Annotated in this window: 12 protein-coding genes; 3 read left to right on the top strand and 9 right to left on the bottom strand. The window is 60.4% G+C overall.

What is annotated here, in order from left to right:
- Nucleotides 1-15 precede the first annotated feature (15 nt).
- On the bottom strand, nucleotides 16-1215 hold the full coding sequence (locus tag CFBP4996_RS00510; RefSeq protein WP_080852715.1) for an aspartate aminotransferase family protein: 1200 nt from the start codon (nucleotides 1213-1215) through the stop codon (nucleotides 16-18).
- Between the two features lie 431 nt (nucleotides 1216-1646).
- On the opposite strand from CFBP4996_RS00510, the gene CFBP4996_RS00505 reads away from it, so the two are divergent.
- The gene (locus tag CFBP4996_RS00505) at nucleotides 1647-2180 is read left to right on the top strand and encodes a GcrA family cell cycle regulator (protein ID WP_003519984.1); all 534 of its coding nucleotides are present in this window, start codon (nucleotides 1647-1649) and stop codon (nucleotides 2178-2180) included.
- Between the two features lie 380 nt (nucleotides 2181-2560).
- Here the strand turns inward: CFBP4996_RS00505 and phoB are convergent, their stop codons facing one another.
- From phoB to phoR, 7 genes are all read right to left on the bottom strand, one after another.
- Nucleotides 2561-3244: a phosphate regulon transcriptional regulator PhoB gene (gene phoB, locus CFBP4996_RS00500; protein WP_003493692.1), complete on the bottom strand. Its 684-nt coding sequence runs from the start codon at nucleotides 3242-3244 to the stop codon at nucleotides 2561-2563.
- Nucleotides 3245-3274: 30 nt separating this feature from the next.
- Complete coding sequence (gene phoU / locus CFBP4996_RS00495) at nucleotides 3275-4000, bottom strand: phosphate signaling complex protein PhoU (RefSeq protein ID WP_003519985.1); 726 nt, start codon at nucleotides 3998-4000, stop codon at nucleotides 3275-3277.
- 96 nt (nucleotides 4001-4096) lie between these two features.
- Nucleotides 4097-4912, bottom strand: a complete 816-nt coding sequence (pstB, locus tag CFBP4996_RS00490) for a phosphate ABC transporter ATP-binding protein PstB (protein ID WP_003519986.1) — start codon at nucleotides 4910-4912, stop codon at nucleotides 4097-4099.
- A 14-nt stretch (nucleotides 4913-4926) separates the two neighbouring features.
- A complete protein-coding gene (gene pstA, locus CFBP4996_RS00485) occupies nucleotides 4927-6249 on the bottom strand; it encodes a phosphate ABC transporter permease PstA (RefSeq protein WP_080852716.1) in 1323 nt (440 codons plus the stop codon).
- Entirely contained in the window at nucleotides 6246-7730 is a 1485-nt protein-coding gene (pstC, locus tag CFBP4996_RS00480; RefSeq protein ID WP_003519988.1) for a phosphate ABC transporter permease subunit PstC, read from the bottom strand. The genes pstA and pstC overlap by 4 nt, the downstream gene beginning before the upstream one ends.
- Before the next feature lie 263 nt (nucleotides 7731-7993).
- A complete protein-coding gene (locus CFBP4996_RS00475) occupies nucleotides 7994-9028 on the bottom strand; it encodes a substrate-binding domain-containing protein (protein ID WP_035265067.1) in 1035 nt (344 codons plus the stop codon).
- Nucleotides 9029-9223: 195 nt separating this feature from the next.
- On the bottom strand, nucleotides 9224-10495 hold the full coding sequence (gene phoR / locus CFBP4996_RS00470; protein ID WP_080852717.1) for a phosphate regulon sensor histidine kinase PhoR: 1272 nt from the start codon (nucleotides 10493-10495) through the stop codon (nucleotides 9224-9226).
- A gap of 233 nt (nucleotides 10496-10728) precedes the next feature.
- Here phoR and ppk2 point away from each other — a divergent pair, with 233 nt between their 5' ends.
- A complete protein-coding gene (gene ppk2, locus CFBP4996_RS00465) occupies nucleotides 10729-11610 on the top strand; it encodes a polyphosphate kinase 2 (RefSeq protein ID WP_080852718.1) in 882 nt (293 codons plus the stop codon).
- 48 nt (nucleotides 11611-11658) lie between these two features.
- Here the strand turns inward: ppk2 and CFBP4996_RS00460 are convergent, their stop codons facing one another.
- Nucleotides 11659-12804, bottom strand: a complete 1146-nt coding sequence (locus tag CFBP4996_RS00460; RefSeq protein WP_080852719.1) for a hypothetical protein — start codon at nucleotides 12802-12804, stop codon at nucleotides 11659-11661.
- 255 nt (nucleotides 12805-13059) lie between these two features.
- Between CFBP4996_RS00460 and CFBP4996_RS00455 the strand changes: the two genes are divergently transcribed.
- The gene (locus CFBP4996_RS00455) at nucleotides 13060-14022 is read left to right on the top strand and encodes an NAD(P)H-dependent flavin oxidoreductase (RefSeq protein ID WP_080852720.1); all 963 of its coding nucleotides are present in this window, start codon (nucleotides 13060-13062) and stop codon (nucleotides 14020-14022) included.
- The last annotated feature ends 133 nt before the right edge of the window (nucleotides 14023-14155 follow it).

The following is a 14155-nucleotide window of genomic DNA, read 5'->3' as shown; positions in this document are numbered from 1 at the left end:
CCCTTTATTGTTTCCTCAGGCGATTTTTGCCTGTTTCGCTGTCAGGGAAGCGGCGGCCGCTTCCACGCGTGACAGACCCTCACGGGCCTCTTCCGCGGTGGTGACGAGCGGCGGCAGGAGACGGATGACGTTGTCGCCCGCCGGCACGCCCAGCAGATGCTCGGCGCGCATGGCCTGCAACAGCTCGCCCGATGGAACCTTGGCCTTGATGCCGAGAAGCAGGCCTTCGCCACGGATTTCCTCGATAACATCAGGATAACGATCCTTCAGCGAAGCAAGGCCCTGGCGGAAGACCAGCGCGACATCACGGACCTTTTCCAGAAAGCCCTCGGAGAGGACGACATCGAGCACGGCATTGCCAACAGCCATGGCCAGCGGGTTGCCGCCATAGGTGGTGCCATGCACGCCCGCCGTCATGCCGGAAGCGGCATCCGCCGTCGCAAGGCAGGCACCGAGCGGGAAACCGCCGCCGATACCCTTGGCAACCGCCATGATATCCGGTGCAACGCCCGTCTGCTCATAGGCAAAGAGCTTGCCCGTACGGCCAACGCCGGTCTGGACCTCGTCGAAAATCAGTAGCATGCCATGCTCATCGCAGAGCGACCGCAGCAGCTGCAGGAATTCCTTGGCTGGCGCACGGATGCCGCCCTCACCCTGAATGGGCTCGATCAGAAGCGCGGCCGTCTCGGCCGTGATCGCGGCTTTCAGCGCATCGACGTCACCGAAGGGCACCTGGTCGAAACCTTCGACCTTGGGACCGAAACCTTCGAGATATTTCTGCTGGCCGCCGGCGGCAATCGTCGCCAGCGTGCGGCCATGGAAGGCACCTTCGAAAGTGATAATCCGGAATTTTTCCGGATGCCCCTTGGAATAATGATAACGACGCGCGGTCTTGATCGCGCATTCCAGCGCTTCCGCGCCGGAATTGGTGAAGAAGACCTTGTCTGCGAATGTCGCTTCCGTCAGGCGCTTTGCAAGCTTTTCCTGGCCCGGCACTTCATAAAGGTTCGAGACGTGCCAGACCTTCTCGGCCTGGGTCTTGATCGCCTCCACGAGGTGCGGATGGGCATGGCCCAGCGAGTTGACCGCGACGCCGGCTGCAAAATCCAGATATCGTTCGCCGCTTTCCGTGAACAGCCAGACGCCCTCGCCTCGCTCGAAGCGCAGGGGGGCTCTTGCAAACGTATCGAACAATGGCGCGGCGGCTTCGGCCATGGCTGTATCACTCCTTGCGCGGATGCGCTGTCAGACGGTTGTCAATAGGCTTCCGGGGTTATCCCTTGCCTGAAAATCAAAAATGCCGCCTCGCGGCGGCAGGGGCACTATTGTCACTTCGCCTGCCGATGTCAACAAAAGTCCGCGTTTCCCGGGCTTCTCAAGCCCTAGTAGGTGGCGGCGGACGAGGCCCAAGGTGTTGCCTTTCAGACTCAACTCGCCAGCAAGTTGGGGAAAACCGGAAAATCGATTCGAGATGATTCCCGCGACTCTTGCCACGGAGTCTGCGTGGCACTAGGTTAATCGCTAATTACTAGACTGCATTGCGGCGGAACTAGTCACCAAAAATCAGGCAGAAACCACGCTCGCGGCACGCCCGCGAGGCGGAGAGGGATTCTGCCGACATTATACGCGACAAGCGGAGAAGCGGCATGAACTGGACAGACGAACGGGTCGAAAAACTCAAGAAATTGTGGTCCGAGGGGCTTAGCGCCAGCCAGATAGCAGCACAGCTGGGCGGTGTAAGCCGCAATGCCGTCATCGGCAAGGTCCATCGCCTCAACCTGCCGGGACGCGTGAAGGCCGGCGGCCCGGTCACGTCGGCGCGTTCCGCGCCCAAGCGCACCGCCGCCCCTGCCCCGCGCGCGACGAATTTCGCGACCCGCGTCAGCGCAGCACCTGCACGCGCCTTGAACCGCTCGAGCGCGGCAACGGCGCTGCACGAGGAGATCGATATCGAGACCGCCGAAGTTCTCGATTACGTTCCCTCCAAAAATGTCGTGACACCGATTTCCCGCCGCCTGACGCTGACGGAACTGACGGAGCGCACCTGCAAGTGGCCGGTCGGCGATCCGCTGAAGGATGATTTTCATTTCTGCGGTTGTGAAGCACTGGAATCTTCGCCCTATTGCAAGTTCCATGCAAAGCTCGCCTACCAGCCGGTAAGCGAGCGTCGCAAGGCTTGAGTGTTGCGGCACGCATTCGACACTCAAAAACTACGGGCCTTCGGGCCCGTTTTTTTATGCAAAACTCAAGGTGGTTCCGGAATAGAGCGCACGCTGTCTAAGAGGCGCTCCCAATCCCTGTTCTCGCGCATTCTCCGGATGTAAAACCGCGATGCGCCCTTGCGGCAAATGCTCTGAATTCGTCGGCGACGCGCCGCGCCCTTCCTCCTGTCAGGTTTCACGGCGCAATCCGGCTTTCAGCAGACCGTCTGTCATCTTCAAAAGAACAAGGATACGCGTTAGCGGAAGGTTCAAAATCGAAAGGCCCGACACCGTTCCGGTCTCGGGCCTTCTAATTTTTGGGGAATTTATCCCGAGTGAAACCATCGGTTTCGGTTTTCTCAGGCTTCCATTGAATATCCGGCGCCGCGCACGGTGCGGATGACATCCTGCATATGCGAAAAATTGAGCGCTTTGCGCAGGCGTCCGACATGCACGTCGACGGTGCGCTCATCCACATAGATATCGTGACCCCAGACGCCATCCAGCAATTGCGAGCGGGAAAACACCCGGCCGGGAGAGGTCATCAGGAATTCCAGCAGGCGGAACTCCGTCGGGCCGAGGCGCACTTCGCGGCTCTTGCGGTGAACGCGATGGGTCTCGCGATCCAGTTCGATATCGCCGCATTTCAGCACCGAAGACAAAACCTCGGGGCGGGCCCGGCGCAGCATTGCCTTGACGCGGGCCATGAGTTCCGGTGTCGAGAACGGCTTGACGACATAGTCGTCAGCGCCGGTGGCGAGGCCGCGAACCCTTTCGCTTTCCTCGCCGCGCGCCGTCAGCATGATGATGGGCAGGCGCTCGGTTTCCGGCCGCATCCTGAGCCGACGGCACAGTTCGATACCGGAAACGCCGGGAAGCATCCAATCCAGGATAAGAAGGTCCGGAATACGTTCCTGCAGCCTGATTTCTGCTTCGTCTCCACGGGGTATCGTGTCGACGTCATATCCCTCAGCCTCGAGATTGTAACGAAGCAGGACGCTCAGCGCTTCCTCGTCTTCCACAACTGCAATCTTGGGCACCATATACTAACTCCGCAAGCCGCTGCCTGTCTGTTACTCGGTCACCGAACCGAGGGTGTTGGAACTGTCGTCCTTCGGACGCTCACCTTCCGGCTGGCTGCCGGTGGTCATGTAGTAGATCGTCTCGGCGATATTGGTGGCGTGGTCGCCGATACGCTCGATGTTCTTGGCGCAGAACAGAAGATGCGTGCAGGTGGTGATATTGCGCGGATCTTCCATCATGTAGGTCAAAAGCTCACGGAAGAGCGACGTGTACATGGCGTCGATTTCCTCGTCGCGCTCGCGAATGGCATTGGCCTTCTCGGCGGAACGCGTGGAGTAGACGTCCAGCACTTCCTTGAGCTGTACCAGCGCCAGTTCCGACAGATGCTCGATGCCGCGGGCGAGCTTGCGCGGCACGCCGGTGCCGGCTACCGCGATGACGCGCTTGGCGGTGTTCTTGCCAAGGTCGCCGACGCGCTCGAGGTCAGCTGCAATACGCAGGGTGCCGATGATCTCGCGAAGGTCGGCCGCCATCGGCTGGCGTTTGGCGATGGTGACGATGGCCTTGTCGCCGATCTCACGCTCGGCGTGGTCGAGGATCGCATCGTCGGAAATGACCTTCTGGGCGAGCGCAGCATCGGAATTGACGAGCGCACGCACGGCATCGGCGCACATCTGCTCCGCAAGACCGCCCATTTCAGCGATGCGGCGCGTCAGAAACTTCAATTCATCGTCATAAACGGAAACGATGTGCGAATGGGTCGTTGTCTGTGTCATGGTCTAGTCCTCCGGCTTGGCCTGCATGCGCGTACCCGGAAGCGGGCACGGCAGAAGCACCAGTCTTGTTCGGTTTCGATAAAGCGCCGGCCGGGATCAGCCGAAGCGGCCCATGATGTAATCCTGCGTGCGCTGGTCGTCCGGATTGGTGAACATCTTGTCGGTTTCGTTTTCCTCGACAAGATGACCAAGATGGAACATGGCCGTGCGCTGGGAAACACGCGCCGCCTGCTGCATGGAGTGCGTGACGATGACGATGGTGTAATTGGTGCGCAGCTCGTGGATCAGTTCCTCGACCTTTGCGGTCGCGATCGGGTCGAGAGCCGAGCAGGGCTCGTCCATCAGGATCACTTCCGGGCTGACGGCAACTGCGCGTGCGATGCACAGACGCTGCTGCTGACCGCCGGAAAGACCGGTGCCGGATTCGTGCAGACGATCCTTCACCTCGTTCCAGAGACCCGCCTTCTGCAGGCTCTGCTCGACGATCTGGTCCATATCCGCCTTGTTGCGGGCGAGACCATGGATGCGCGGACCGTAGGAAATGTTTTCGTAGATCGACTTCGGGAAGGGGTTCGGCTTCTGGAACACCATGCCGACGCGAGCGCGCAATTCCACGACGTCAATCGCCTGGTCGTAGATATCGTCGGTGTCGAGCGTGATCTTGCCGGTGACCCGGCAACCGTCGATCGTGTCGTTCATACGGTTCAGGGTACGCAGGAAGGTGGATTTGCCGCAACCGGACGGGCCGATAAGCGCGGTCACCGTATTTTCCCGAACGTTGAGGTTCACGTCGTAAAGCGCGCGCTTTTCGCCGTAATAAACCGAAACGTCCTTGCCGATCATCTTGTATGAGACTTCATTCATTTTCTTGTCCAGCGCCTTTTCAACTGCTGCTTCCGACAACATGTTCATTGCTCAAGCTCCCTCTACCAGCGCCGTTCGAAGCGGCGACGCAACAGGATTGCGCCAACATTCATGACGATGAGGAACAGAAGCAGGATGATGATAGCGCCGGATGTCCTTTCGACAAAGGCGCGCTCGGCTTCGTTCGCCCACATGTAAATCTGCACCGGCAGGGCCGTGGACGGATCCATCGGCGTTGTCGGGTAATTCGCAACGAATGCCACCATGCCGATCAAAAGCAGCGGCGCCGTTTCGCCCAGCGCGTGGGCGAGACCGATGATGGTGCCGGTCAGAATGCCGGGCATAGCGAGCGGCAGCACATGGTGGAAGATCGTCTGCATCTTGGAAGCGCCGAGGCCGAGGGCTGCGGCGCGGATAGACGGCGGCACGGCCTTCAGGGCAGCGCGCGTCGCGATGATGATCGTCGGCAGGGTCATCAGCGTCAGGACGAGGCCGCCGACCAGCGAGGCCGAGCGCGGAAAGCCCATGAAGTTAATGAAGACCGAGAGGCCGAGCAGACCGTAAACAATCGAAGGAACGGCCGCGAGATTGTTGATATTCACCTCGATAAGATCCGTCAGACGGTTCTTCGGGGCGAATTCCTCGAGATAGATGGAGGCCGCGACGCCAATCGGCAATGACAGCACCAGCACGATCAGCATCATGTAGAAGGAGCCGATCAACGCCACACCCACACCTGCCGCTTCCGGACGGCTTGACGCGCCGTTGACGAAGATGCCGGTATTGAAATGTTTGCCGAGCTGGCCGCTTTCGGCGAGCTGGTTCATCCAGCCGAGCTGCTGGTTCGAGATACGGCGATTGGCTTCATCCGCCTTCAGGTCGACCTGGCCCTTGAAGGCGCTGTCGACATCGCCCGACGCCAGCAGCGTGACGGTGCGCGTGGTGCCGATGACGGCGGGATCAGCGACGACGATGTCGCGAAGCTGCGTGCGCACGCTGTCGGAAATCAGGAGGTTGACGGCGCGAAGGCCGGCGCGGTCCGTCGGTGCAACGCCAAGGACCTTGGCGACCGCATTGCGGGCGATGACGGGATAATTGGCCGTCATCAACTTCGCCGGATTGGTGGCGCGCTCATTTTTCGGATCGATGATCTGTTCGGAGAACTCGACCGGAACGGTGATCATCGTCTGCTGGAAGGCGGTGTAACCCTTGGAAACCACCGAGAAAAGCAGCAGGAAGAGAAAGATAAGGCCGAAGGAAATCGCTGCCATGCCGTAGGCACGGAAGCGGCGTTCGGCGGCATAGCGGCGCTTGATGCCGATATCACGGCGCGTGGCCTTGTTGACGGCGCTCGCGCCGGCTGCCGGAGAGACGATGTCGGTCATTCATATTGCTCCCGGTATTTGCGCACGATGTAAAGCGCGTAGATATTCAGGCAAAGCGTGATGGCGAAAAGCGTGATGCCGAGTGCAAAGGCAACCAGCGTCTGCGGCGAGGTGAATTCAAGGTCGCCGGTAAGCTGGCTGACGATCTTGACCGTCACCGTGGTCATGGGTTCGAAGGGATTGAGCTGCAGACGGGCGGCAACACCGGCCGCAAGAACCACGATCATGGTTTCGCCGATGGCGCGCGACGCCGTCATCAGCACGGCGCCGACGATACCGGGAAGAGCGGCCGGAATAATGACCCTCTTGATCGTCTCGGAACGCGTGGCGCCAAGGCCGAGCGAACCGTCACGCAGCGAGCGCGGCACAGCGGTGATGATGTCATCCGACAGCGACGACACATAGGGGATCAGCATGATGCCCATGACGAAGCCGGCGGTGATGACGCTCTGCGCCTGGATGAAGTTGGCGTAGTTGCCCGTCGCCAGACCGTTGATCTGCGTGGAAATGTCTCTGAGGAAAGGACCGACCGTCGTGAGCGCGAAGAAGCCGTAAACGATGGTGGGAATGCCGGCGAGCACTTCAAGCAGCGGCTTTGCCATGGAGCGGAAGCGCGGCGAGGCATATTCCGCCATGTAGATCGCCGAGAAGAGGCCGACCGGAACCGCAACCAGCATGGCGACCAGGCCGATATAAAGCGTGCCGGCGAGCAGCGGGATCAGGCCGAACTGGCCGGAGGAGTCGGTGGCGCCTGCCGCCGCAAAACGCGGATCCCAGACCGTTCCGAAGAAGAACTGGTGCGCCGGGACCATGGTGAAGAACTGGATCGCCTCGGTCAGCATCGACAGGACGATGCCGATGGTCGTGAGGATGGCGATGGACGAGGCGACGAGCAGGGCCGCGAGAATGACTTTCTCGACCTGGTTGCGCGCCCGGAAACGCGGCGCGATCGCGCGCAGCGCATAGGCGCCGCCGCCGAGCGCAGCCAGCAGCACGACGGCGATCATCGCGATACGGCTGGTGGAGGTCATGCTGTTGAGCGTGTGGGCGGCATCGACCATGAACCGCTCGGGATCGCCGGCGATTGCAACACCCTTCGATGCCAGAAGCGGCCGGACCGCAGCCGTGTCCGCCTCGACCTGCGCGGTTTCCTCCGGCGTCAGCCGCTGGAGGCCACGGGCGATGGAGGTCACCATACCGTAGGTCAGGCTCTGCTGCGCTTCGGATTGCGCCCGGACATCCTCGGGGAAACTACCGCGCACCGCCGAGGTGACGAGCAATGGGCTGACAATGAGCCAGGCACAGAGAATGAACGCCGCGGGCAGCACCGCCCAGACGACCGCGTAGGAACCGTGATAACCGGCACGGGAATGCATGCTGGAGGGGCGACCGCCAGACAAGGCAACGGCACGGCGGCTGCCGAGCAGATAGCTGCCGATGCCGATGAGCGCCAGTATCAGCAAAAGGATCGATGTGTTCATTAGAGTTCCCTCGGCGTGCCTCAAGAGCACGGTGCGATATCGGGCAAATCAAAAAGTCATCAAAACGAGACCGCTGGACCATCCCATGATGCCTGCCGCCTGACTGTATCAAAGTCCGGCAAGCGTCAAGGTTGATACATCCTATCCATCTGTAATCCATCGACAATCATGTGGATGGCGATGGTTAGGAACTGTCAACCGCGGACGACCGCCCAAGCGAAGCCGAATGAGGGGCACGGCAAAGCCGCACCCCTCTTTCTTCATTACATCGTGGAGCCAGCCGAGAACTTCGAGCGGATTTCTTCGCGCTCTGCGTCCGGAGCAGCAACCAGGCCGTAGTTGGCGAGCGGGGAATCCGGGCCGATCATCTCGTCGGAAACGAAGAACTCGACATATTCCTTAAGGCCCGGGATAACGCCCAGGTGAGCCTTCTTCACGTAGAAGAACAGCGGGCGGGAAACCGGGTACTTGCCGCTGGCAACGGTTTCGGTGGACGGAACGACGCCCGAAACGGTCGCGACCTTCAGACGGTCAGCGTTGTTTTCATAGAAAGCGAGGCCGAAAACGCCGAGGCCGGTCTTGTTGGCGTCGATACGGGCGAGCGTTTCGGTGTAGTCGCCGTCGATGTCGACTGCAGCGCCGTCCTTGCGGACTGCAACGCACTTGGCAGCAGCCTGCTTGGCGTCGGTGACGATCTTCTTGATGGCGTCGGTGGCGCCGGCTTCCTTGCAGCCGTCAGCCATGATCTTCTCTTCGAAGACTTCGCGCGTGCCGTGCTTGGAGCCCGGGATGTAAGCGGCGATAGCGACGTCCGGCAGTTCCTTGTTGATTTCCGACCACTTCTTGTAGGGGTTGGCAACGAGCTTGCCGTCCTTGACGATTTCAGCGGCGAGAGCGAGGTAAAGGTCCTTCGGCTCGAGCTTGATGTCCTTGTTGGACGAGTCCATCGCAAAGACGATACCGTCGTAGCCGATCTTCACTTCCTGAACGTCGGCAACGCCAGCAGCCTTACAGGCGGCCAGTTCGTCGCTCTTGATCTTGCGCGAAGCGTTGGCAATGTCGATGGTGCCTTCGCCGACGCCCGAGCAGAACGCCTTCAGACCGCCACCCGTGCCGCCGGACTCAACAACCGGAGCCTTGAAGTTCGGGAAGGTTTCGGCAAAGGTCTCGGCAACGATCTTGGCGTAGGGCAGAACCGTGGAGGAACCGGCAACCTGGATCTGGTCGCGAGCAGCGGCGGCGCCAGCGAAGGCGACAGAAGCCACCAGAGCTGCTGCGGAAAATTTAACGATGTTCATTTGTCTCTCCCGTCGTGGGCTTTGTTGTGGACGCAGCCGATAGCGACACTCGCTCTTAGCTTGCGCTCGGCGACCTTTTCTTAACCACCGTAGCCCCATCCTTTTATGTCACTTTGACGAAAGATTTGTGACAATCTAAGATATTGATTTTATTTAGAAATATCCACGACATTAAAAGCAGATGCATATTTTATGTCAGAATCTCACGGTGAAGTCCGTGCCGCTGCCCAATTCCGATTTAATGATGAGGCGGGCGCGGTGGCGGGTGAGGATGTGCTTGACGATGGCAAGCCCGAGACCCGTGCCCTTTTTCGAGCGGCTGTCGGCGACGCTGACACGATAAAAACGCTCCGTCAGGCGCGGCACATGTTCGGCGGGAATGCCCGGCCCCTTGTCGATGACGCTCACCTCCACCGGCTTGCCGGGTTCGGCCCGCAGCCAGACATCCACGACCTTGCCTTCCTGGCCGTATTTGCAAGCATTTTCAACAAGGTTCTGGAATACCTGCACCAGCTCGTCGCGGTCCCCCTGCACCTCTGCCGGCCGGTCGGGCAGATGCAGCGTGATGGTCACATCCAGCTCGTCGGCAAGCGGCAGCAGAGTATCGCGCACATGGCCGATGACGGGAACGAGATCGACCTTCTGGTCGGGCGCGATGTTGGCCCGCAATTCCAGCCGCGACAGGGACATGAGATCGTCCACCAGCCTGCTCATGCGGGTTGCCTGATCCAGCATGATGGCAAGGAAACGTTCCTGCGCCTTCGGGTCGTTGCGCGCCGGCCCCTGCATGGTTTCGATGAAACCGCGGAGCGAAGCGAGCGGTGTACGCAATTCATGGCTGGCATTGGCGACGAAGTCGCTGCGCATGCGGTCGATGCGGCGAAGCTCCGAGACGTCGCGGAACGACAGGATGTAGAATGGCGGGCCTGCCCCCTCTCCCACATCCGCACGGGCGATGCGGACGATGAAGACCCGTTCGGAAGGGAAGCGCTCCGAATGTTCGACCTGGTTGGGCTGGCCGGTGGTGATGGTTTCGCGAATGACATCCAAGAGGCCGGGGGAGCGCAGCCGAGCGGAAATATGCGCCCCGGCGGGCAACTGGCCGAAGGCGCGCTCGGCCGCGCCGTTCTGAAACAGCACGCTGGCGTTCCTGTCGAGAATGAAAACGGGGGTATCCAGAACCGCGAGGCTCGCCCTTACGCCGGAAATGACGCTTTCGCCGGGCACTTCTTGCTCATCTGCCTCCGCAACCGGGCTCCCGTCTTTTGCTGAAGCCGCCGCCGGCCCCTCCCGAGCGGCGAGGATGGCAATGACGGCGCAAAGCCACAGGGCGGCGGGCATATAGGGCGTGTTGAGCTCCGCAACGGCCACGATGGCGAGCATGCTGACGATGAGAACGGGCAACCAATTTCGGCCGAGCTTCCTTCCCAAACGCCTTAATCCACCATCGCCTTCCATGACTGCCATTTCAGCCTGCTCTTTCCACTTTCATCTGACAGCGCATCGAAATCTCATAGGCCAGCTTCATGACAGAGATTCATCATCGCGCATTTTCCACAACGTATATGCGCAAAATCGACGCCGCAATCGCTGCCGCCGCCGCACCCCGGTCAAGCGGTCCTGTTTCACTTGAATTCTGGCAATGGATGTGAACTCATTGGCGTCGAGTTGCCTTTACACAACAACAGCCGGAGGAAACCATGGGCGAAGAAACGAAGAAGCGGACGGTCGATATCACCATAGGCGGCAAACTGCGCAGCTTCGACATCGACGATCCGGTTCTTCCTGACTGGGTTGAGGAAAAGAAACTTTCCGCAGGCGATTTTCCCTATGACAAGAAGATGAAGCGGGAGGACTACGACAGCGCCCTCGAGGCGCTGCAGGTGGAGCTGGTCAAGGTGCAGTTCTGGCTGCAGGCTACCGGCAAAAGGGTCATGGCGGTTTTCGAGGGCCGCGATGCGGCCGGCAAGGGCGGCGCGATCTTCGCGACCCGCGCCTATCTCAACCCCCGCTATGCCCGCGTGGTGGCGCTGACCAAACCAACGGAAACCGAACGCGGCCAATGGTATTTCCAGCGCTACATCTCGCATTTTCCGACCGCCGGCGAATTCGTTCTCTTCGACCGCTCGTGGTATAACCGCGCCGGGGTAGAGCCGGTCATGGGTTTCTGCACGCCGGAGGAACACAAGCGCTTCCTCAAGGAAACGCCGCGTCTGGAAAAGATGCTGGTCCATGAGGACGTTCATCTGTTCAAATTCTGGCTCGACATCGGCCGCGAAACGCAGATCGAACGCTTCCATGACCGCCGCCACAGCCCGCTGAAATGCTGGAAGCTTTCGGATATGGACATAGCGGCGCTGACGAAATGGGACGACTACACGCAAAAACGCGACGAAATGCTGGAAAAGACCCACACCGACGCCGCCCCCTGGACGGTGGTGCGCGCCAACGACAAGCGCCGCGCGCGGGTGAACCTCATCCGCCACATTCTTCTTGCGCTCGACTATGAGGGCAAGGACAAAAAGGCAATCGGCGAAATCGACGACAAGATTTTGGGATCGGGGCCGGATTTTCTCAAATAGAACCGGAAGACGCTGACAGGCGCCTCCATTCGAGACGCCTGTTTTCCCTTACTGGCCCGGCAGAATGCGCACGGAATAAAGATTGACCGGGCGGCCGCTGCCATCGATGTCGCTGTTGATGAAGATCCTGCCCGGCGCATTGGGAGCGAGAGATCGTTCGAATGTCGTGTTCAGCAGCATGTCCGCGCGCTCCGCCGTGGCGGTGAAGCGGTGGCGGGAGCAATCGCCCAATGTCGCGAAATCGCAGGCGACGGACACCTGGGTCTGCCGGTCGCTGGAGGATTGCAGCGTGATCGAAATGGTGGAAGACTTGCCCGCCATATCCCGCATCACCTCCACCGGAACCTCGACGCTGACGGCGCCATCCTGCGAGACACTTCTCGAGGTCACCTTTATCGCCTTGCCGGCGGGTGTGGCGATGTTTTCGACATTGGCGCGCGGGCCGGCCGAAACACCGGAACTGCCACGCTCCGCATTGAAGACTTCCACCCAGTCATCGGAAAAACCACGGCCGGCGGAAAGGCTCGGCGCGGGCTCAGTCCCGTTGAAATCCTCCGCCTGCACCTGCGCCGGCGGATTGGGCACGCTGGTATCGCGCTGCTCCGGCGACAGCAGGAGGCCGGAGGAATAGACCCACCAGGCACCAAAACCGATAAAGGCCAGAAGCGTCACGTAGATGAAAAGCCGGGCGAAAAGCCCGCGGCGCTTGCGGCGGCCAACCGCGCCTTCCGGCCGGAAGGCAAGCGAAGCATCGCCCGCGCGGGAGCTTCTCTTCGGCGGCTTGCCATTGCGCTGCCCCGCACTCAGCGGCGCCGGAGCAGCGGCGCCGCCGGGCCGCACATCGCGCGTTTCACCACGCAACTCCGGCTCAACACCCATATCGCCGTGATGGGGCGGCTGCGAAACGGGATCGACGGAGTGATCGTCCTGCGCCGGACTTTCCGGTGCGGGCGGGCGCAATTGCTGCTCCACCCTGTCCAGAAGCCGGTTGCGCTCTTCATTCTCGATCTGGTGGATCAGGCCTTCAAGCCGCTGGCGCTGCTGGGAGACAACCTGCGGATCGTCTATGCCCTGCTTGCGCAGGCCCGCTTCCAGTGCCTGGCGGGAGGATTGGTAAATCCGTGCACGAACTTCGGCGTTCGATCTGTCCGATTTTTCCAGAGCATTTCTGATTGCCGTTTCCAGTCCGCTCACGACCGATCCTTGTTCTATTGCGCTTTGCAAAAAATATGCGGCGCTGCGCCATGGGTTCACGATTCGGTAACGGCTATACCGCCCCTCCGCAAGCATCGTTTGTGATAAAGACCGGATTGCCTTGGGGAAAATCAATTCATTGTGGCGCTACGAACGCAGATTCGAGAGGCGAATGCCACGCTGTTTTCGCTTTCAATCTGCTGCTGAACACGATATTGACTTACGTGCGCGTAAACGTAATTCGTGGGAGGAGACATGCTACCGTCCGTGCTGAAAGACAATCTGCGTCTTCCGGTCATAGCATCACCGCTATTCATCATTTCACATCCGCAACTGACGCTGGCGCAGTGCAAGGCCGGCGTCATCGGCGCTTTCCCGGCGCTCAATGCGCGGCCCGAAAGCCAGCTCGACGAATGGCTGGCAATGATCACCGAGGAGCTTGACGCTCACAACCAGGCCAATCCCGAACACCCGGCGGCGCCCTTCGCGGTCAACCAGATCGTGCACATGTCCAACCGGCGGCTGGAGCACGATCTCGGCCTTTGCGTGAAATACAAGGTGCCGGTGGTGATTTCTTCGCTTGGCGCGGTGCCCGAGGTCAATGCGGCCGTGCATTCCTATGGCGGCATCGTGCTGCATGACGTCATCAACGACCGCCATGCCCGCTCCGCCATTCGCAAGGGCGCGGATGGGCTTATCGCGGTGGCGACGGGTGCGGGCGGACATGCGGGCACGCTTTCGCCCTTCGCCCTCGTGCAGGAAATCCGCGAATGGTTCGACGGCCCGCTGCTGCTGGCCGGCGCCATCGCCAATGGCGGCTCCATTCTCGCGGCGCAGGCCATGGGCGCGGACATGGCCTATATCGGCTCCCCCTTCATCGCCACCGAGGAGGCGCGCGCTTCCGAAGGCTACAAGCAGGCGATTGTCGAAGCGCAGGCCAAGGATATCGTCTATTCGAACTACTTCACGGGCGTACACGGCAACTACCTGAAAAGCTCGATCGTCGCCTCCGGCATGGATCCCGACAATCTGCCCGAAGCCGATCCTTCGAAAATGGACTTCGAAACGGTCTCCGGCGGCGCCAAGGCCTGGAAAGACATATGGGGTGCAGGGCAAGGCATCGGCGCCGTCAAGGCGGTGGAACCGGTGGCGGCGCTCGTCGATCGTCTGGCAAATGAATATGAAACGGCCAAAAAGCGCATCTGCGGGAAAGGCTGAAGGCTCCGGTAAACAATGGACAGGCAAAGCTTTTTGCGGAAATTTCAAAACCAGCACATTCAAGGCTTGAAATCCGTCAGCATTGCCTGTATCAGCCCGCCATGAAGCTGATCCGCAACAAACGGGTCACAAT

It is taken from the genome of Agrobacterium leguminum, assembly GCF_005144435.2.
In the GTDB taxonomy this organism is placed as follows: Bacteria; Pseudomonadota; Alphaproteobacteria; order Rhizobiales; family Rhizobiaceae; genus Agrobacterium; species Agrobacterium leguminum.
Note: the sequence above shows the minus strand (reverse complement) of the source record. Positions and strands in the feature narration are given on the sequence as shown.

Bases quoted from the DNA above. Each gene is read 5' to 3' on its own strand.
- CFBP4996_RS00510 (WP_080852715.1), bottom strand. From the start codon at position 1,215: ATGGCCGAAGCCGCCGCGCCATTGTTCGATACGTTTGCAAGAGCCCCC.
- CFBP4996_RS00505 (WP_003519984.1), top strand. From the start codon at position 1,647: ATGAACTGGACAGACGAACGGGTCGAAAAACTCAAGAAATTGTGGTCC.
- phoB (WP_003493692.1), bottom strand. From the start codon at position 3,244: ATGGTGCCCAAGATTGCAGTTGTGGAAGACGAGGAAGCGCTGAGCGTC.
- phoU (WP_003519985.1), bottom strand. From the start codon at position 4,000: ATGACACAGACAACGACCCATTCGCACATCGTTTCCGTTTATGACGAT.
- pstB (WP_003519986.1), bottom strand. From the start codon at position 4,912: ATGAACATGTTGTCGGAAGCAGCAGTTGAAAAGGCGCTGGACAAGAAA.
- pstA (WP_080852716.1), bottom strand. From the start codon at position 6,249: ATGACCGACATCGTCTCTCCGGCAGCCGGCGCGAGCGCCGTCAACAAG.
- pstC (WP_003519988.1), bottom strand. From the start codon at position 7,730: ATGAACACATCGATCCTTTTGCTGATACTGGCGCTCATCGGCATCGGC.
- CFBP4996_RS00475 (WP_035265067.1), bottom strand. From the start codon at position 9,028: ATGAACATCGTTAAATTTTCCGCAGCAGCTCTGGTGGCTTCTGTCGCC.
- phoR (WP_080852717.1), bottom strand. From the start codon at position 10,495: ATGGCAGTCATGGAAGGCGATGGTGGATTAAGGCGTTTGGGAAGGAAG.
- ppk2 (WP_080852718.1), top strand. From the start codon at position 10,729: ATGGGCGAAGAAACGAAGAAGCGGACGGTCGATATCACCATAGGCGGC.
- CFBP4996_RS00455 (WP_080852720.1), top strand. From the start codon at position 13,060: ATGCTACCGTCCGTGCTGAAAGACAATCTGCGTCTTCCGGTCATAGCA.